Below are 17,229 nucleotides of genomic sequence, written 5' to 3'. Positions count from 1 at the left end.
CAATGTTCAATCTTTGCGAATTGCTCAGTCGTTATCTCCATGCACGAAGTTTCTCCCATGGAGGGTTAAACGACAATAGCGTTAACACGCCCTAGACGCGGTAGCCGCGATGGATCGCGACGATGCCTGCCGTGAGGTTGCGTACTTCGACCCGGGCAAAGCCGGCCTGCTGCAGCATCTGCTTCAGCGTTTCCTGGTCGGGATGCTTGCGGATGGACTCGGCCAGGTACTGGTAACTGTCGCCGTCCTGGGCGAACAGGCGGCCCAGGCGCGGCAATATCTTGAACGAATGGAAGTCATACAGCGGCTTCAGCCATTCCTGGCGCACCGCGGAGAATTCGAGGATCAGCGCCTTGCCGCCGATCTTCAGCACGCGGTGCATTTCCTCCAGCGCGCGCTGCTTGTCGGTGACATTGCGCAGGCCGAAGGCGATGGTGACGGCGTCGAAGCTCCGGTCCGGAAACGGCAGCGCTTCCGCATTCATCTGCGCATAGCGCAGGCCTTGCACCAGGCCGCGGTCGGTCAGGCGGTCGCGGCCGACGCGCAGCATGGCGGCGTTGATGTCGCCGATGACGATTTCGCCATCGCTGCCGACCAGGGGCAGCAGCAGGGCGGCGATGTCGCCGGTGCCGCCGGCGAGATCCAGTACGCGGTCGCCGCGGCGCAGTCCGCTGATCGCGGCGAAATGGCGCTTCCACAGCCGGTGGATGCCGAACGACATAAGGTCGTTCATGAGGTCGTAATTGCCGGCGACCGAGGTGAAGACCTCGGCTACGAGCTTCTGCTTTTCCGCGACGGGGACGTCGCGGTAGCCGAAGTGGGTGGTGTTGGGCTGGTCGCTCATGCGCGGATGCTAGCGCATGAGCGGGGTTCAGCGATCAAGTGCGGCAATTACTGGGGCAAAGTGTCGCATTGCGGCGGGTGCGTGTAGCACTTGGGCGGACGAGTCGCCTTCAACGTGTCATTCGTGATGATCCAGGTGACGCCGGCGCGACTGAAGGTGGTGTCGCGAGTCCAGTACTCGTCTTCCTGATGGATATCGACACGAGTAGTAGTGCTGGGAACGGAACCGTTCATCGGCGGTCTCGGCACGGGCGGTGCCGGCGGGCCTTCGGCTTCAAGTACAGGACCAGAGAAAATTCCCAGCGCTTCAGCCTGGCGTGCATCGAGATGGCGTGTTTCGACAATACGAGTGCCATCCCCATTTTCGCTGGTAAACGTCACGGTCAGGGAGGGTTTTAGGCGAGGTGCCTCGGCGTCGCTGGGGGCGGAAAATGCAGTTGTGCAGAAAAAAACAAGTGCAGTAGCTACAACGCATTTGCGAAAAGTCATCAATCGCTCCTGATTTCTTAGCAGACAACGCGCGCCCGGCGCGCGCCCAGCAAACCTAACATGACTATATGCGCGGGCATCAATACGCTGCAGTCTGCAAATTAGTCAATTTATACCGGCTACTGTACCGGCCGCGTAGCCCCGCTCAACGAGCGCCCCAGAGCCGGCTTGCCCGGCGGGTTGTCCAGCTGGTCATCGGCCAGTTGCCAGGCGCCTTCGCCCTCGCGCGTGAAGCGGCTGGTGCGTACCCAGTCGCCGCGGATCTGCACCAGCTCCAGGCGGAAAGCGCCGGGCGGATAGTCGCCCTGTTGCGGCGGCTGCGGCAGCGGCGGCGCACCCTGGCGGGCGGCACGCTCGTCGCTTTGCGCGGCGATGCCGAAATGGCCGTGTTCGAACGGTTCCAGCGTGCGTCGCAATATCGCTTCGGTGCCGTCGGACTGGCGCACGTCGATACGGACATCGGTGCGCAGGGTCGCGATGGCGGCGATGGCACTGTCGACATCGGTTGCGGCGGCGGCCGTGCCTGACAGCAGGCTCGCTACGACGCAGGCGAACGCCCAGGTCGGCAACCGGCGCATCGCACAATGGCGTCTGGCAAAAACCACGAATGACATGACCTTGCTCCCCCGAGCTCCGCGCCTATTTGGCACGTTTCCAGACTCAAGCGAAAGCCATGCCGTTGCAGCAAACGGCAATTGGCTGCGGGAAGTTCGCAAGAGAAGGGGTAAACGAGGTTTCCGGGCGACGCCCGGCGCAGCTGGCCCCGTCAGCGGCTTAGGCCGGCCTGTGCCAGGGCGGCGAGGTAGGCGTTCCAGTGCGACTCCTGGTTGCGCCCCAGTTCGTGCAGAACGGTCCAGGAGAAGATGCCGGTCTGGTGGCCGTCGCTGAAACGCAGCAGCACGGCGTAGTGGCCGACCGGTTCGATGGCATCGATAGTGACCTCGCGCTTGCCCGCCACCAGTACGCGCTGGCCCGGGCCATGGCCTTGCACTTCGGCGCTGGGCGAATGCGTGCGCAGGTATTCGCAGGGCAGGCGAAACACCTCGCCCGTATCGAAACTGACTTCGAGCAGGTGCGAGGCGCGGTGCAGGATAATGCCGCTTGGTCGCGGCGTGCCGCTCATCAGCGCGGATCGGTGCTGTGCAGGCGCGGTTCCTGCGGCGGGCCACTGGGTTCGCCGGCGACCCGATACAGCGTCTGCATGTAGCTGGTACCGAAGCCGATGGAACCGATGTCGCCGTATTCGTAGTCGCCGGCATCGGGATACCAGCGTGCATTCGGATCGATTTCGCGCAGGCTCAGCACTTCGGGGCCGAGATTTTCCAGCTTGCCGATATAGCTGGCCTCGCCGGATTCCTCGTCGAGCATGTTGACCGAAATCACCGGCGCAAGATCGGAGGCGGCACGTGCGACAGTGGCCCAGTTCTCCAGCGGAAAGTTTGGCGGTGCCTTGAGCGTTTCGCCATTCAGCGCCAGCGCTTTTTCGACGAACTCGCGCGAGGGGTCTTCTTCGGCGTGGCTGACATCGCCCAGGGCGATGACAAGGAAGCCATCGAAGCGCATCGAATCGGAAATCTCGGAAATCAGCACAAATTCGGCCGAAACGTCGGCGATCATGCCGTGAACCCAGCCGGGATCAATGCCGTCGCGCTTGACCCGGACCGGGATGCTTTGCTCCTGCGCCTCGCGCAGGTAGGCGCGCGGACCGCGCGCCTTGAATTTCACGATATTGGTCATGGGCGGGATTGTAGCCGACCCGGCATGGGGCCGGGTTTGTGCTGCGTTATCTAAGGTCAATCCTGCCGCATTGAAAGGGCGCGAAAGCACGGCCGGGTCCGGCCCGGGAGAACCGGACCCGGCGCGCTCTCTCCTCCCCAGGAGATCATTGATCGCTTGTAAAACAAGGCGTTGCCGCTGTGGGCCGGCAACGCCTCGACGCCAGCCCGATCAGGCGGCGTGACGGTTGCCGTGGAACTGTTCTTCCTCGGTCGAGCCCTTCAGCGCAGTCGTCGAGGACTGGCCGTTCTGGATGGCCTGGGTCACCGCGTCGAAATAGCCGGTGCCTACTTCGCGCTGATGCTTGACCGCAGTAAAGCCGCGCTCGGCAGCGGCAAATTCGGCTTCCTGCAGTTCGACGAAAGCGCTCATCTGGTTGCGCGCGTAGCCATAGGCCAGGTTGAACATGGAGTAGTTCAGCGAGTGGAAGCCGGCCAGGGTGATGAACTGGAACTTGTAGCCGTAGCTGGCGATTTCCTTCTGGAACTTGGCGATGGTGGCGTCGTCCAGGTTCTTCTTCCAGTTGAAGCTGGGGCTGCAGTTGTAGGCCAGCATCTTGCCCGGGTATTTGGCGTGGATGGCCTCGGCGAATTTCTTGGCGAAGGCCAGGTCCGGCTTGCCGGTCTCGCACCAGACCAGATCCGCGTAAGGCGCGTAGGCGAGGCCGCGGCTGATCGCCTGGTCGATGCCCGGACGCGTCTTGAAGAAACCTTCGACCGTGCGCTCGCCGGTGCAGAACGCCTTGTCGTTGTCGTCGATGTCGGAGGTCAGCAGGTCGGCGGCTTCCGCGTCGGTGCGCGCGACCAGGATGGTCGGCACGCCCATCACATCTGCAGCCAGGCGCGCGGCATTGAGTTTTTCCACCGCTTCGCGCGTCGGCACCAGCACCTTACCGCCCATATGGCCGCACTTCTTCACGCTGGCCAGCTGGTCTTCGAAATGCACGCCGGCCGCGCCGGCCTCGATCATCGCCTTCATCAGTTCGAACGCGTTGAGCACGCCGCCGAAACCGGCCTCGGCATCGGCCACGATCGGCTGCAGCCAGTCGATGTCGTCCTTGCCTTCGGCGTGGTGCAACTGGTCGGCGCGCAGCAAGGTGTTGTTGATGCGCTTGACCACCTGTGGCACCGAATTGGCCGGGTAGAGCGACTGGTCCGGATACATTTCACCGGCGACGTTGGCGTCGGCGGCAACCTGCCAGCCCGACAGATAGATCGCCTTCAGGCCGGCCTTGACCTGCTGCATGGCCTGGTTGCCGGTCAGCGCGCCGAGCGCGTTGACGAAAGGTTCCTTGTGCAGATGGCTCCACAGCTTCTCGGCGCCGAGGCGGGCGAGGGAGTGTTCGATCGCGACGGTACCGCGCAGGCGTACCACGTCGGCGGCGGAATAGTTGCGCGTCACGCCAGCCCAGCGCGGATTGTTCTGCCAGTCCTGTTGCAGTTGTTCGGCGCTCGCGAAAGAACTCTTCATGATCATCAACCTTGTTGGACGTAACGGAAGGGACAGTTGCAGCAGTGTGGAGAATGGATCAAGGCAGCAATGCGTAGGCCGGCAGGGTGAGGAAATCGGCCAGCTGGCGCGCATGGGTGAGTTCGGCCAGCATCCAGGCGGCCTGGGGCACGCGATCCTGGCCGGGCAGGCCGGTTTTGGGCAGGCGTTCGGCCACGCTGTGGATGGCCTGGTCGAACAGGGCGAAATCCAGCGGCGTGCCGTCGTCGAGTTTCAGCCCTTCGTGGTGCAGCCAATGCCAGAGCTGGGCGCGGGATATTTCCGCCGTGGCCGCGTCTTCCATCAGGTGGTGGATAGGCACGCAGCCCAGGCCGTCCAGCCAGGCGGCCAGATAGCGCACACACACATCGATATTGTTGAGAAATCCACTTCGTGTAATCGTGCCCGGCGGCGCCAGCACCAGGTCGTCGCGGCTGACCTTGACGTCTTCGCGCCGCTGCTGCAGCTGGTTGGCACCTGGCATGGCTGCGTCGAATTCGGCCTGCGCTACCGGTATCAGGCCCGGATGCGCCACCCAGGTGCCGTCATGGCCGGCCCTGGCTTCGCGCTGCTTGTCGGCGCGGACTCGCGCCAATGCCAGCTCGTTCGCTTCGGCATCGCCGGAGATCGGGATCTGTGCCGCCATGCCGCCCATGGCGAAGGCGCCGCGGCGATGGCAGGTCTGGATCAGCAGTTCCGAATAGGCTTTCAGGAACGGCACGGTCATGCCGACCTGGCCGCGCTCGGGCAGGATATGGCTGCGGTGCGCGCGGAAGGTTTTGATATAGGAAAAAATATAGTCCCAGCGGCCGCAGTTGAGGCCGACCACGCGCGACTGCAGCGCGTGCAGAATTTCGTGCATCTCGAACACGGCCGGCAGGGTTTCGATCAGCACCGTTGCTTTCATGCTTCCGGTGGGCAGGTCCAGCTCGGTCTCGGCGAAGGCCATTACCTCGTCCCACAATGCCGCCTCGCGGTGGCTTTCCATCTTCGGCAGGTAGAAATACGGGCCGCGTTCGCGCCCCTGCAGCACCTGGGCGTTGTGGAAGGCGTACAGGCCGAAATCGAACAGCGCGCCGGCCATTTCCTCGCCGTCGACGCGGGCGTGCTTTTCCGGCAGATGCCAGCCGCGCGGACGTACCACGAGTTCGGCCTGCTCGGCCTTGAGCCGGTACTCGCGGCCATCGGCGGTCTTGTATTCGATCGTGCCGGCTACTGCATCGCGCAGGTTGATCTGGCCGTCCAGCAGCACCTCCCAGGTCGGCGCCGAGGAGTCCTCGAAATCGGCCATGAACACCTTGGCGCCGGAATTGAGCGCGTTGATGATCATCTTGCGCTCGACCGGGCCGGTGATTTCCACGCGGCGGTCGATCAGGGCGACCGGAATCGGCGCCACCGTCCAGTCGCTTTCGCGGATGGCGCGGGTCTCGGGCAGAAAGTCCGGCAGCTCGCCGGCGTCGAAACGGGCCTGGCGGGCGACGCGGGCATCCAGCAGGTGGCGACGGCGGGTATCGAAACGACGGTGCAGTGCAGCAAGGAAGGCCAGGGCCGGCGCGGTAAGGATCTGCTCGTAACCCGGTTTGATAACCGCCCGTATCTCCACGGCTGGGCTGGCGAACTGGTCTGCGGGAACTGCCATCGACTTGCTCCGTCACGCTGCTGCTGAGGCATCGAGACTATGCGTGCAGCGCAGCATTTGACAAACCAAACATTTCAATGCATTTGTTTAACATCGTTAAATCATTGCCAAGTGATTGAAATCATGGATCATCCAAACGATCGTTTGAATTCCGTGCGTAGCCGTTCGACAACCAAGGCGGCCTCCGCCGCACCGGCCCGGCCCAAGCGCAAGAGCAAACCCAGGGGCGGTCCCGACAGCACTCCGCGCTTCTACTACAAAGGTAATCGGCTCAAGCAGTTGCGTGCGTTCTGCCATGTGGTCAAGTTCGGCACGCTGGCGCGCGCGGGCGAGGCGCTGTTCCTGTCCCAGCCGTCCATCAGCCTGCAGTTATCGGCCCTGGAAAAGGAACTTGGCGTGCGCTTGCTGGAGCGCGCGCGGCCGCGCTTCGTGCTGACCCGGGAAGGCCAGATGCTGTACGAACTGGCGCGACCCCTGGTCGAAGGGCTGGAAGGCCTGGACCAGCAGTTCCGCAGCCAGCTGCAAGGCCTGGATGCCGGCGAGGTCATCATTGCAGCCGGTTCTTCCACCATCCAGTATCTGCTGCCGCCGCTGGTGCGCGCGTTCCGCGACGAGCATCCGGGCGTGCGCCTGCAGCTGTACAACGTCACCGGCAAGGACGGCCTGGCCTTGCTGCGGCAGGACCAGGTCGACTTCGCCTTCGGCTCCATGCTTGATGTACCGCACGATCTGTCCTACGAACCGGTGCAGTGGTTCGACCCGATGCTGATCCTGCCGCGCGACCACCCGCTGGCGGACAAGGTCGACATCCAGCTGGAAGACCTGTCGCCCTACGGCCTGATCCTGCCGCCGCAGCGCCTGACCACCTATCGCCTGGTTGACCTGGTATTCCAGCAGCGGCGCGTGCCCTATCGCGTCGCCATCGAGGTGGGCGGCTGGGAAGTGATCAAGGAATACGTCGCCATGGGCCTGGGCATTTCCATCGTCACCGGCATCTGCCTGACCGAACACGACCAGTCGCGCCTGATCGTGCGCAATCTGAAGCAGTATTTCCCCCAGCGCAGCTACGGCGTGGTCATGCGCAAGGGCAAATACCTGTCGACCCAGGCGCGTGCCTTCGTCGACCTGATCCGGCCCGGCCTGTTCGGTCGAGGCGGCTACGACGAGGCGGGGCATTCCGAGCGTTGATGTCTGCTACGCAATGCCTTGTCTCTGCGCGGGCCTGGCGCTGAGCGAACGTGCTGCGGCGCCGGCATCGCGCCTCGGCGGCGGTCACTGCGGCTCGCGCGCGAGCTCGAAACGAAACCCCACGCCATAGACCGACTCGATCGGGTCCAGCCCCGCTTCGCCGAATTTCCGGCGCAGATTACGTACGTGCGAATCGACCGTGCGGTCGCTGACTACGCGGTGGTCTTCGTAGCTGGCATCGAGCAGTTGCCCGCGTGAGTATACTTTGCCGGGTTTTTCCATCAGCCGGCGCAGCAGGCGGAATTCCACCGGCGTCAGCGCCAGCGGGCGGCCGGCCACACGCACCTCGAAGCGGTCGGCATCGAGCACGATGCCGCATTCCGGCGCGGTGTTGCGTGGCGACGGCCGGGTCCGGCGCAGCAGGGCGCGTACGCGCGCGCCGAGTTCGCGCAGGCTGAAGGGCTTGCAGATGTAGTCGTCGGCGCCCAGGTCCAGCCCGAGCAGACGGTCGATTTCCTCCACCCGCGCGGTGACCAGGATGATCGGCAGTTCGGAGAATTCGCGGATGCGCCGGCAGATACTCAGGCCGTCTTCGCCTGGCAGCATCAGGTCCAGCAGCAACAGATCGGGTGCCTGCCGGCGTACTTCCTCGACCACGCCGTCGCCGCGTTCGCGCAGGTCGACGGCGTAGCCGGCGGCGACCAGCCAGTCGCGCATCGCGGTGGCTATTTTCGGTTCGTCCTCGACCAGCAGCAGGTGTGCCGGCGCATTCATGCGCGCTCTCCCGGCAGCGGCAGCAGTACGCAGACGCGCAGGCCGCCCAGGTCCGAGGCCTCGGCCCAGATCGCGCCGCTGTGCGCATCGACGATGGCGCGGCAGATGGACAGGCCCAGCCCGGCGCCGCCGGCGCTGCGGTTGCGCGAGCGCTCGCTGCGGAACAGGCGGTCGAACAGCCGCGGCAGGTCTTCCGCCGCCACGCCGGGCGGGGTGTCTTCCAGCTGCAGCTGCAGCTGGCCGGCGCGCACGGCCAGCGCAATGCGGATGCGTCCGGGTGCATCGGTATAGCGGCGCGCGTTCAGCAGCAGGTTCTCGATCAGCTGCGCCAGGCGCAACGGATCGCCGCGCAGCGGCGGCAGGTCGGTTGCATAGTCTTCTTCCAGCAATTGGCCGGCGGCCGCGGCGCTGCCGCGATGGTTGTCCACCACCTCGCGGGCGAGCTCGGCCAGGTCGACCGTTTCGAAGTGGTATTCCAGCGCGCCGGCATCGGCCAGCGACAATTGGTACAAATCCTCAATGAGTGCGGACAGGCGCTCGGTCTCTGCCAGCAGCGAGGCCATCGCTGCCGGGCCAGGCTGGCGTACGCCGTCGATCAGGGTCTGCAGCTCCAGCCGCAGCACGGTAACCGGCGTACGCAGTTCGTGGGCGAGGTCGGCGCCCCAGCGCCGGCGTGCCTCGCGATTCTGTTCCAGCGCTGCGGCCAGGTGATTGAAGTCGCGCGCCAGTGCGGCGATTTCGTCGCGGCCCTGCGCCGGTACGCGCGAGGAGAAATCGCCGTCGGCCAGTGCGCGTGAGCTGCGACTGAGCGCCTGGATCGGCTTGAGCAGCCGCTGCGCCAGCGCGTAGGCCAGAGCCAGCGCGCACAGCAGCACGGCCAGCGCGGCGACCAGACCGCTGCGCCATTGGCTTTCGGCAAAGACGCGTTCCGGTGCATCGGCCAGCGGCGGCAATGGCGCCACGCGCAGTTCGCCGACGCGACGCCCGTCGACCAGTACCGGCAGTGCGACCAGGTGCGTGCCGCTTTCGCGGCTGCCGGCGAGGCGCTGGCCGTTTTCGTCGAGCAAAACCAGGCGATCGCCGGCATTGATCGACCCGGGCGGTGGTCCCGGCGGTCCGCCGCCGCGCGCCGGCCCGGCGCGGTCGGCGGCGTTGTTGCCGGCGGCGCCGCGATCCTTGCGCCGATCGGAACCGGGCGGTGCAGGACTGCCACGGCCGTCGTCGGGGGCTGGCGAAAACGCCTGCGGGTTCATCGCCAGGCCGCCGAACAGATGCGGATCGCGGCGCAGGAAATCCCAGCTGCCGCGCTGGCGATATTCTTCGGCCAGGCGCGTGGCGAGCTGCGCGGCACGCCGTTCGGCCACGCTGTCGAGATAAGTCGCGAAGCCGGTCGCGAACGCACGTTGCTGCCATGCCGCGTAGCCGAGCAGGCTGGCCACGCTGAGCCCGGCGCAAAGCAGGAACAGCCGGTGCCACAGGCGCATGGGACGGCCTTGCAGGGAGTTCGGGCGGGATTGTGCCATCGGCCGCTGTGCTGCCGGCATCAGGCCGCGCGGCTGGCGACCGGGTGGGCGTGCTGCGGCGGCAACGCAGCGCCGGACGCTGGCCGTTGCAGAGGTTGCGGGCGTGCTGCGCAGCGCATGGTGTACTCCAAAGAAGAACGGATACCTCGTGTGAGCCTAATGCCGCATTGCGCAGCGCCTGCGCAGGCAAATGGGAGATTTCGTGCAGAGCAGGCCCACCTTCCGGCACAGGCTGCCGCGGCAAGGGCGACATACGCTGGGCGGATCTACCCAGGAGCCATGCCGATGAAACTGCACCTGCTAGCAGCGGGACTGTTGTTGTGCACGGGTCATGCGAGCGCGGCCGAACAGGTCGAACGCAGCGAGATCCTCACCATGGGCGCCAAGGCCGGTTTTCAGGAGGCGCGTTACGCCGACGACGGTAGCATCAAGGTCCACTACGAGTTCAACGACCGTGGCCGCGGGCCGAAGATGGATGCCGAATACCGCGTCGGTGCCGACGGCAGCGTCGCACGCATCGCCAATACCGGCATCGACTATTTCAAGGGTCCGGTGGACGAAACCTTCAGCCGCGACGGCAGCAAGGTGAGCTGGAAGAACTCGGCGGAAGACGCCAGCCAGGAGCTGACCAAGCCGTCGTTCTACCTCAGCCTCAACGGCACGCCGGAAGAGTTCGTGCTGCTCACGCGTGCACTGCTCAAGTCCGACAGCAAGAGCCTGGACATCCTCCCCGCCGGCAGCGCGCGGGTGGAAAAGCTCAGCGAGCTGAAGGTCAAGGGCAAGCCGGGTGCGAAGAAGGTCACGCTGTACGCCATCCACGGTCTGGACACCACGCCCAGCTACCTCTGGCTGGACGAGCAGCAGCGCTTCTTCGCCAGCTATTCCAGCTGGCAGTCGGTGGTGCGCGACGGCTATGCCGACGCGCTGTCCGGCCTGGGCAAGGTGCAGGATGCGCAGGAGAAGCAGCAGGCCGAGCAGCGTGCCACGAGCCTGACCGAAATCCTCGCCAAGCCGTTGCTGATCCGCAACGTGCGCACCTTCGACCCGGCCAGCGGCACCATCACCACCGATGCGGCCGTGCTGATCGACAAGGGCCGCATCGTCGCCGCCGGCAAGGCCGCCGACGTCGGCGCACCGGCCGGTGCCGACACGATGGACGGCGGCGGGCGTTTCCTCATGCCGGGCCTGTGGGATATGCACGCGCATTTCTTCGGCCAGGCCGACGGCGTGCTCGATATTGCCGGCGGCGTGACCACGATCCGCGACCTGGCCAACAATCCGCCGGTACTGGCCGAGCGCATCAAGTCGATCGAGGCGAACAAGGACATCGGCCCGCGCATCATCAAGGCCGGCATCATCGACGGCCCCGGTCCGTTCGCCGGTCCGACCAAGGCACTGGCCGACAACGAAGCCGACGCGCAGCGCATCGTCGACGAATACGCCGCCAGCGGCCACGAGCAGATCAAGATCTACAGCTCGATCAAGCCCGAGCTGATGCCGGCGATCGCGCGCATGGCGCACGCCAAGGGCCTGCGTGTCAGCGGCCATGTGCCGGCCTTCATGACGGCACGCCAGTTCGTCGACAACGGCGCCGACGAGATCCAGCACATCAACATGCTGATGCTGAATTTCCTGTTCGACAAAGTGCAGGACACGCGTTCGCCCGCGCGCTTCACCGCCATCGGCGAATACGGCGCCGGCATCGACCTGGGTTCGCCGCAGGTGCTGGAATTCGTGCAGCACCTCAAGCAGAAGGACATCGTGGTCGATCCGACCGTCAGCACCTTCGAAGACATGTTCCTGGGGCGGCCCAAGCTGCCGGGACCGGGCTGGGCCGCCATCCTCGACCGCCTGCCGCTGACCTGGCAGCGCGGCATCAAGTCGGGTGCCGGCGGCCTGCCGATCAAGCCCGGCCAGGAGGCCGCTTACCGTGACGGCTACCAGCGCATGATCGACTACGTCGGCCTGCTCTATCGCAGCGGCGTGCGCATCGTCTCCGGCACGGACGGCAGCGGCGGCCTGCAGCTGGCGCGCGAACTGGAACTCTACGTTGCCGCCGGCATTCCGCCCAAGGACGTGCTGCGCATCGCCACCTACGACAGCGCTGCGGTGATGAAGCGCGACAAGGAATACGGCCGCATTGCGCCGGGCTACGTCGCTGACCTGATCCTGGTCGACGGCGATCCGACGCTCAACATGGCTGACATCCGCAAGGTGCGCACGGTGATCCGCGGCGACCGCCGCTATGACAGCGCCAAGCTGTTCACTGCGATCGGCATCAAGCCTTCGCCGTAAGCCGAAGGTACCAGCGCCACGAACGAAAACGGACAGGCTCGCACCTGTCCGTTTTCGTTTCTGCCGGCGGTATTTTCCGCCGGCGGATCTGCGCAGCCGTACGCCGGTACTTGCGACTACTCGCGCCGCCGCTTCGCCCGCGGATGCGCCGCATCGTAGACGCGCGCCAGGTGCTGGAAATCCAGATGGGTATAAATCTGCGTCGTGGAAATATCCGCATGGCCCAGCAGTTCCTGCACCGCGCGCAGGTCGCCGGAAGATTCCAGCATATGGCTGGCGAAGGAATGGCGCAGCAGATGCGGGTAGACGCGCTTCCACACACCCTGCGACTGGGCCCAGCCTTTGAGCCGCCGGCGCACGGTGGCCGGCGAGACCGGCTTGCCGCCGCGGCCCAGGAAAACGCTGGCCTGGGCCTCGGGCGCGGCGTGTTTGCGCAAGGCCTGCAGTGCCTCGCGCGCCTTGCTGCCGACCGGCACCACCCGCGTCTTGGAGCCCTTGCCCAGTACACGCACCAGGCCGTCGTCCAGATCGATGTCGTTCCAGTGCAGGCCGATCAGCTCGGCCAGGCGCAGGCCGCTGGAATAGAACAGCTCCAGCATGGCGCGGTCCTGCAGCGCCTCGGGCGTGTCGGCGGGAATCTCGACCAGGGCCGAGGCTTCGTCCACATCGAGAACTTGCGGCAATTTTCGCCTGAGCTTGGGCGCGCGCACGTCCAGCGCCGGGTCTTGCGCAATGACGCCTTCGCGCAGCATCCAGCGGAAGAAACTGCGGCAGGCCGACAGCAGGTGATGCAGGCTGCCGGCCTCGCGTCCGCGCCGGTGTTCGCGTGCGACCAGGCTGCGCAGGAATTCGGCGCGCAGTTCGCGCCAATGGTTCAGGCCCAGGCTTTCCGCCTGGGCCTGCAGCAGAGCCAGTTCCCGCGCGTAGTTGACGATGGTGCCGGCGGCATAGCGTTTCTCGACCCTCAGGTAGTCGAGAAAGCGCGCCACATCGCCGCCCAGGGCGCTCATGCAGCCGCGCAGCGTGGGAGCGAAGGCATCGCGATGTTCATCGGTTGCGCAGCCGCCTAGAGCGGATAGCGCGACACCGAAGCCGTGATCGCCTCGGCGATGAGCTTGAGGAATACCGTACCCATGCCCGGATGGAAGCGGTCCATGTCGTGGCTGCCGATGGCGAGCATGCCCAGCCCATTCACCGGCATCAGCACCGCCGACTGCACTTCGCCTGCGCGCGGGCCGAACAGCGTGGCCAGCTTGTCCGGCTGCAGGCGGCCGCACAGCGGTTCGTTGCGTTGCAGGAACTCGGCGAACGCCGGCAGTCCGGTCTTGCCGTCGGCATGCAGCAGCAGCCATTCGTTGCTGGCCAGGGTATCGCTGCGGCCGAACAGCACGATGCGCACGAGGTCAGTGTGGAAATCCTCGGTCAGCCCCGCTACGACGCGGTTGAGACTGTCGCCCAGCGAGGTGGCGCGCATCAGCGACAGGGTCAGCGAGTGCACGCGGATCATCAGCTGTTCGTTCTCGTGCGCAATCTCGACCAGCTCGCGCAGGCGCCGGCTCAGCTCGCGGTTCTTGTCGCGCAGCACGTCGAGCTGGTAGCTCGCCAGCGACGCCGCCGCACCCTGGTCGCGCGGCAGGCGCAGGGCCAGGGCCAGATCGGGAAATTCGTTGAGGAATTCCGGATGGCGGCGCAGGTAGCTGGCGACTTCCATCGCGGTCAGGCCGTCTTTCAGACTCAGGTCGCTCATAGCTGGTAGTTCCCATCGAAGACGAAGGCGGCCGGACCGGTCATCCACACCGGAGCACCGGGGCCGGCCCAGGAAATATGCAGGGTACCGCCGGGCAGTTGCACCTCGACCACGTCGCTGACGCGGCCCAGCCGGTTCAGCACCACGGCGGCGGCGCAGGCGCCACTGCCGCAGGCCAGGGTTTCGCCGACGCCGCGCTCCCATACGCGCAGGCGGATCTGCGCAGGCGACATCACCTGGGCGAAGCCGATATTGGCGCGGTCGGGAAAGTCCGCATGCGTTTCCAATGCCGGCCCCCACTGCGCCACGGCCGCGGTCACGGTATCGGCGACTTCGATCACCGCATGCGGATTGCCCATCGACAGCGCGCCGAATTCGACCGCAACAGCGCCGAGTTCGCGCCGGTAGCGCAGCGCTTCGGCGCTTTCGCGCAGCGGGATTGCCGCCGGCGCGAAGGCCGGCACGCCCATGTCCACGCGCACGCGGCCGTCGTCGAGAATTTCGACGGCGACCGCACCGGACGGGCTTTGCAGCCGGGTCAGGCCCGGCCCCAGCGCGCCGTCGCGGCGTAGCCAGGCGGCGACGCAGCGCACGCCGTTGCCGCACTGTCCGGCTTCGCTGCCGTCGCGGTTGTAGATGCCGTAGCGAAAAGCGCAGGCCGCATCGCGCGCCGGTTCGATGGTGAGCAACTGGTCGAAGCCGACGCCGATATGCCGGTCGCCCAGCCGGGCGATGGCGGCGGCATCCAGCGACAGCGCCTCGCGGCGGCAGTCGAGCACGACGAAATCGTTGCCGATGCCGTGCATTTTGCTAAAAGGCAACAAGCGCGGAGTGCGCGCTGCCGCGCTCACTGCCTGGCTTCGCTCTTGGCCGGAGCGGGCGTGGTACCGGGTTTGACCAGATCGCCCTTGTTGCCGCAGGCGGCGAGCAGGGCCAGGGCGAGCAGCAGCAACAGCGGACGCAACAGCTTGTACATGACTAGGCCTATGGGTTGCGGACGGCGCGGTCTTGCCACCATCCGTGATGCGGTCTTGGCGAGGGATGCAGTATAACGAGGCCCATCCTGGGTACGGCGACTTGGCCTCATGTTCGAGATTCCCGCCCTGCTTCCCGCGGTCGCTGCCGGCCTGTTCGGCCTGGCCGCACTAGTCCAGAGCTTTGCCGTGCGGCGGCGCTGGCGCCAGCGCCGCCGCCTGTCGGCCTGCCATCGCGGCGTCTGGCTGCTGACCCTGCTCAGCCTGGCCTTGCTGGCCTGCGCATTGTCGCTGTCGCTGGACGGCTACCGCCGCCTGACTGCCGAGCAGCCCGTGGCTACGGTCAGCGTGCGCGAATTTGCGCCGCAGCAGTGGGCGCTGCGCCTGGACCTGGCCGACGGCACGCACGAGAGCGCCCAGGTGGCCGGCGACGACTGGCAGCTGGACGCGCGCGTGATCAAATGGACGCCCAGGGCAGTCAGCCTGGGCGCGCAGCCTTTGTACCGGGTCGAGCGCGTCAGCGGACGCTGGCGCGATACGGCCAAGGCGCAGGCGGCGCCGCCCAGTGTGGCTGCGATCGGCGGCGACGGCGTGCTGGACCTGTGGCAGATCAAGCGCCGCTATCCAAGCTGGTTGCCCTGGGTCGATGCGGATTTCGGCAGCGGCGTCTACATGCCCCTGTTCGACGGCGCACGCTACCAGGTCAGCCTGGCCGCGGCCGGCGGCCTGATCGCGCGGCCGGCGGACGACCAGACCAAGGCGAAGCTGGAGGCGATGGACTGGTAGCGCAGCTGCCTGCCCTGCCGCGCTACTTGCGCTTGAACCGCAACGCCAGGCCTGGCCCTGCAGCTGCATCCAGCGCATGCACGTCCTCGCCATGGCAGGATTTCACATCGGTAACCGTATAAATGGCGGCAGGGTCGAGTTCGTGCACAAGGCGCAGCAGCTCGGGCATGCGCCGGCGCTTGTCGACCACGTACAGCACCTGTACCGAGGCTTCGCCGCGATGCCTGCCCGCCAGTTCGACCACGGAATAGCCGCGCCGGGTCAGCGCATCGGCCAGGTTGCAGGCGCTGCAGTAGGAAATGATACGTACCAGTTCGCGGCCGACACCCAGGCGCCGCTCCAGGGTGATGCCGACGAAATTGCCGGTCGCATAGCCGGCCGCATAGGCGATGACCAGGTACCAGTAGTCCAGGTGGCCGATCACCTTGCTGGCGGCGATCACCCAGATCGCCGCCTCGCAGAAGCCGATCAGCGCGGCCAGCAGGCGATAGCCGCGAAAGCCGACCAGGATGCGTATCGTGCCCAGCGACACGTCGACGATGCGCGCGCAGAAGATGGCCAGCGCGAGTACGGCCGGATAGGTATCGATCAGCTGGATCAGGGTCTGCATGGCAGTCACCGCGTGGTCTGCCGCTGCAGTTTCTGTTTCACCGGGTCGGCTTCGATCGCGTACCAGACGTAGCGCCGCGAAGGATCGGCCTGCATGTGCTTGCGCAATTCCGTCATCGCCGTGCCGCAGGGGCCGCACCAGGCCGCCCAGTAGACGACGACAACCACGTCGCCGTCGGCCAGTGGCAGCGGCGTGATCGCGTTGCCATCCTTGTCGTCGAGCGTCGCCAGGATTTCTTGCAGCGGCGGATCGCCCAGGGATATACGCTTTTTCTGCAGCGCCCGATCCAGCCGCGGCAAGCTGCGCTTGTCCCAGCCGACCACGTGTAGCAGATGGCCGCTGCCGTGTTCGAATACTTCGATCTTGGGCAGGCGCAGCCCGCCCAGTGCGTTCAGCGCATGCAGCGGCTTGCGCTGCAGCACGGTTTCCACAAAGCGCACATTGGGCGGCATCAGCTCGGCCGGCGGAATGCTGCTGGCCGGCTTGGGTGGTTCGTCGGCGGCGGCGCCCAGCGCGAGCAGGGCCAGGAGCAGGGCGGATTTCATGGTTGCGCAGGATCCGGCAGGGTTTTTTCGTAGCGCCAGGCGTCGGCACCGTCGTCGTAGTACGCGTCCAGCGCGGCGACACGCCGATAGCCATGGCCCTCGTACAGGGCTACGGCGGCCGTGTTGTCGCGGCGCACCTCCAGGCGGATGCGGCGTATGCCGCGGGTAATGGCCAGTGCCTCGATGGCGCTGAGCAAGGCACGACCTACGCCACGTCCTCGCGACGCGGCGGCCGTGGCGAGCGAATACAGCCGCGCCAGGTCGGAATGGCGGCGCAGGAACAGCAGGGCCGATCCCAGCAGTTCGCCCGCCGATTCGGCCACCAGCAGGATCGCGCGATCGCTGCCCAGATGACGCTGATACTGGCGCCTGCTCATGCGGTCGTAGGCGAATGCGGTCTGTTCCAGCGCAACCAGTGCGGCAAGGTCGCCGGGCCGGGCCGGACGCAAGGCGATGTCGGGAGGCGTGGACACGGCGCGCAGACTAGCAGGCGCAAGCCGTTGCCGCGCGTCAATCGGCGCACAGTTATGTCGTTCTGGCTGAACGCCGGCC

19 protein-coding genes are annotated in these 17,229 nt (G+C 66.1%); 3 read left to right on the top strand and 16 right to left on the bottom strand.

The window, feature by feature from the left end; all coding sequences use genetic code 11:
• Positions 1-91: 91 nt before the first annotated feature.
• From ubiE to aceB, 7 genes are all read right to left on the bottom strand, one after another.
• Entirely contained in the window at positions 92-844 is a 753-nt protein-coding gene (gene ubiE / locus DFR29_RS18205) for a bifunctional demethylmenaquinone methyltransferase/2-methoxy-6-polyprenyl-1,4-benzoquinol methylase UbiE (protein WP_133820048.1), read from the bottom strand.
• Positions 845-891: 47 nt separating this feature from the next.
• Entirely contained in the window at positions 892-1,332 is a 441-nt protein-coding gene (locus DFR29_RS18200; protein WP_133820047.1) for a hypothetical protein, read from the bottom strand.
• A gap of 119 nt (positions 1,333-1,451) precedes the next feature.
• The gene (locus tag DFR29_RS18195) at positions 1,452-1,946 is read right to left on the bottom strand and encodes a hypothetical protein (protein ID WP_133820046.1); all 495 of its coding nucleotides are present in this window, start codon (positions 1,944-1,946) and stop codon (positions 1,452-1,454) included.
• A 152-nt stretch (positions 1,947-2,098) separates the two neighbouring features.
• Entirely contained in the window at positions 2,099-2,455 is a 357-nt protein-coding gene (locus DFR29_RS18190; protein ID WP_133820045.1) for a gamma-butyrobetaine hydroxylase family protein, read from the bottom strand.
• A complete protein-coding gene (locus tag DFR29_RS18185) occupies positions 2,455-3,069 on the bottom strand; it encodes a hypothetical protein (RefSeq protein ID WP_133820044.1) in 615 nt (204 codons plus the stop codon). The genes DFR29_RS18190 and DFR29_RS18185 overlap by 1 nt, the downstream gene beginning before the upstream one ends.
• Positions 3,070-3,279: 210 nt before the next feature.
• Entirely contained in the window at positions 3,280-4,578 is a 1,299-nt protein-coding gene (gene aceA / locus DFR29_RS18180) for an isocitrate lyase (protein ID WP_133820043.1), read from the bottom strand.
• A 58-nt stretch (positions 4,579-4,636) separates the two neighbouring features.
• Positions 4,637-6,235: a malate synthase A gene (aceB, locus tag DFR29_RS18175; RefSeq protein ID WP_133820042.1), complete on the bottom strand. Its 1,599-nt coding sequence runs from the start codon at positions 6,233-6,235 to the stop codon at positions 4,637-4,639.
• Between the two features lie 279 nt (positions 6,236-6,514).
• Between aceB and DFR29_RS18170 the strand changes: the two genes are divergently transcribed.
• Complete coding sequence (locus DFR29_RS18170) at positions 6,515-7,423, top strand: LysR family transcriptional regulator (RefSeq protein ID WP_243746101.1); 909 nt, start codon at positions 6,515-6,517, stop codon at positions 7,421-7,423.
• Positions 7,424-7,507: 84 nt separating this feature from the next.
• On the opposite strand, the gene DFR29_RS18165 is transcribed toward DFR29_RS18170, so the two are convergent.
• Positions 7,508-8,197 (bottom strand): response regulator, encoded by a 690-nt coding sequence (locus DFR29_RS18165; RefSeq protein WP_133820040.1) that lies wholly within the window; start codon positions 8,195-8,197, stop codon positions 7,508-7,510.
• Positions 8,194-9,720, bottom strand: coding sequence for an ATP-binding protein (locus tag DFR29_RS18160; protein WP_166654186.1), 1,527 nt, complete (start codon positions 9,718-9,720; stop codon positions 8,194-8,196). Before DFR29_RS18160 ends, DFR29_RS18165 begins: the two co-directional genes overlap by 4 nt.
• A gap of 285 nt (positions 9,721-10,005) precedes the next feature.
• Here DFR29_RS18160 and DFR29_RS18155 point away from each other — a divergent pair, with 285 nt between their 5' ends.
• Complete coding sequence (locus tag DFR29_RS18155; protein ID WP_166654185.1) at positions 10,006-12,015, top strand: amidohydrolase family protein; 2,010 nt, start codon at positions 10,006-10,008, stop codon at positions 12,013-12,015.
• 116 nt (positions 12,016-12,131) lie between these two features.
• Here DFR29_RS18155 and xerC read toward each other — a convergent pair whose 3' ends face one another.
• The 4 genes from xerC to lptM are packed head-to-tail and all read right to left on the bottom strand — an operon-like array spanning position 12,132 to position 14,738.
• Positions 12,132-13,025: a tyrosine recombinase XerC gene (xerC, locus tag DFR29_RS18150; RefSeq protein WP_133820037.1), complete on the bottom strand. Its 894-nt coding sequence runs from the start codon at positions 13,023-13,025 to the stop codon at positions 12,132-12,134.
• Positions 13,026-13,081: 56 nt separating this feature from the next.
• Positions 13,082-13,762 (bottom strand): DUF484 family protein, encoded by a 681-nt coding sequence (locus DFR29_RS18145; RefSeq protein ID WP_133820036.1) that lies wholly within the window; start codon positions 13,760-13,762, stop codon positions 13,082-13,084.
• The gene (dapF, locus tag DFR29_RS18140; protein ID WP_133820062.1) at positions 13,759-14,568 is read right to left on the bottom strand and encodes a diaminopimelate epimerase; all 810 of its coding nucleotides are present in this window, start codon (positions 14,566-14,568) and stop codon (positions 13,759-13,761) included. The genes DFR29_RS18145 and dapF overlap by 4 nt, the downstream gene beginning before the upstream one ends.
• 41 nt (positions 14,569-14,609) lie before the next feature.
• Positions 14,610-14,738 (bottom strand): LPS translocon maturation chaperone LptM, encoded by a 129-nt coding sequence (gene lptM / locus DFR29_RS29695; RefSeq protein ID WP_208113640.1) that lies wholly within the window; start codon positions 14,736-14,738, stop codon positions 14,610-14,612.
• Between the two features lie 109 nt (positions 14,739-14,847).
• Here lptM and DFR29_RS18135 point away from each other — a divergent pair, with 109 nt between their 5' ends.
• Positions 14,848-15,522, top strand: a complete 675-nt coding sequence (locus DFR29_RS18135) for a hypothetical protein (RefSeq protein ID WP_133820035.1) — start codon at positions 14,848-14,850, stop codon at positions 15,520-15,522.
• Positions 15,523-15,544: 22 nt separating this feature from the next.
• Here the strand turns inward: DFR29_RS18135 and DFR29_RS18130 are convergent, their stop codons facing one another.
• From DFR29_RS18130 to DFR29_RS30125, 3 genes are read right to left on the bottom strand one after another with little or no spacing between them, the layout of a single operon-like run.
• On the bottom strand, positions 15,545-16,132 hold the full coding sequence (locus tag DFR29_RS18130; RefSeq protein WP_133820034.1) for a DUF2179 domain-containing protein: 588 nt from the start codon (positions 16,130-16,132) through the stop codon (positions 15,545-15,547).
• A 5-nt stretch (positions 16,133-16,137) separates the two neighbouring features.
• Positions 16,138-16,677 (bottom strand): redoxin domain-containing protein, encoded by a 540-nt coding sequence (locus tag DFR29_RS18125; RefSeq protein WP_133820033.1) that lies wholly within the window; start codon positions 16,675-16,677, stop codon positions 16,138-16,140.
• Entirely contained in the window at positions 16,674-17,150 is a 477-nt protein-coding gene (locus DFR29_RS30125) for a GNAT family N-acetyltransferase (RefSeq protein WP_279571525.1), read from the bottom strand. Before DFR29_RS30125 ends, DFR29_RS18125 begins: the two co-directional genes overlap by 4 nt.
• Between the last annotated feature and the right edge of the window lie 79 nt (positions 17,151-17,229).

Origin of the sequence: Tahibacter aquaticus (assembly GCF_004363655.1) — a bacterium.
GTDB classification, from domain to species: Bacteria; Pseudomonadota; Gammaproteobacteria; order Xanthomonadales; family Rhodanobacteraceae; genus Tahibacter; species Tahibacter aquaticus.
This window is presented reverse-complemented; position numbering and strand designations above follow the sequence as displayed.

Bases quoted from the DNA above. Each gene is read 5' to 3' on its own strand.
- ubiE (WP_133820048.1), bottom strand. From the start codon at position 844: ATGAGCGACCAGCCCAACACCACCCACTTCGGCTACCGCGACGTCCCC.
- DFR29_RS18200 (WP_133820047.1), bottom strand. From the start codon at position 1,332: ATGACTTTTCGCAAATGCGTTGTAGCTACTGCACTTGTTTTTTTCTGC.
- DFR29_RS18195 (WP_133820046.1), bottom strand. From the start codon at position 1,946: ATGTCATTCGTGGTTTTTGCCAGACGCCATTGTGCGATGCGCCGGTTG.
- DFR29_RS18190 (WP_133820045.1), bottom strand. From the start codon at position 2,455: ATGAGCGGCACGCCGCGACCAAGCGGCATTATCCTGCACCGCGCCTCG.
- DFR29_RS18185 (WP_133820044.1), bottom strand. From the start codon at position 3,069: ATGACCAATATCGTGAAATTCAAGGCGCGCGGTCCGCGCGCCTACCTG.
- aceA (WP_133820043.1), bottom strand. From the start codon at position 4,578: ATGAAGAGTTCTTTCGCGAGCGCCGAACAACTGCAACAGGACTGGCAG.
- aceB (WP_133820042.1), bottom strand. From the start codon at position 6,235: ATGGCAGTTCCCGCAGACCAGTTCGCCAGCCCAGCCGTGGAGATACGG.
- DFR29_RS18165 (WP_133820040.1), bottom strand. From the start codon at position 8,197: ATGAATGCGCCGGCACACCTGCTGCTGGTCGAGGACGAACCGAAAATA.
- DFR29_RS18160 (WP_166654186.1), bottom strand. From the start codon at position 9,720: ATGGCACAATCCCGCCCGAACTCCCTGCAAGGCCGTCCCATGCGCCTG.
- DFR29_RS18155 (WP_166654185.1), top strand. From the start codon at position 10,006: ATGAAACTGCACCTGCTAGCAGCGGGACTGTTGTTGTGCACGGGTCAT.
- xerC (WP_133820037.1), bottom strand. From the start codon at position 13,025: ATGAGCGCCCTGGGCGGCGATGTGGCGCGCTTTCTCGACTACCTGAGG.
- DFR29_RS18145 (WP_133820036.1), bottom strand. From the start codon at position 13,762: ATGAGCGACCTGAGTCTGAAAGACGGCCTGACCGCGATGGAAGTCGCC.
- dapF (WP_133820062.1), bottom strand. From the start codon at position 14,568: ATGCACGGCATCGGCAACGATTTCGTCGTGCTCGACTGCCGCCGCGAG.
- lptM (WP_208113640.1), bottom strand. From the start codon at position 14,738: ATGTACAAGCTGTTGCGTCCGCTGTTGCTGCTGCTCGCCCTGGCCCTG.
- DFR29_RS18135 (WP_133820035.1), top strand. From the start codon at position 14,848: ATGTTCGAGATTCCCGCCCTGCTTCCCGCGGTCGCTGCCGGCCTGTTC.
- DFR29_RS18130 (WP_133820034.1), bottom strand. From the start codon at position 16,132: ATGCAGACCCTGATCCAGCTGATCGATACCTATCCGGCCGTACTCGCG.
- DFR29_RS18125 (WP_133820033.1), bottom strand. From the start codon at position 16,677: ATGAAATCCGCCCTGCTCCTGGCCCTGCTCGCGCTGGGCGCCGCCGCC.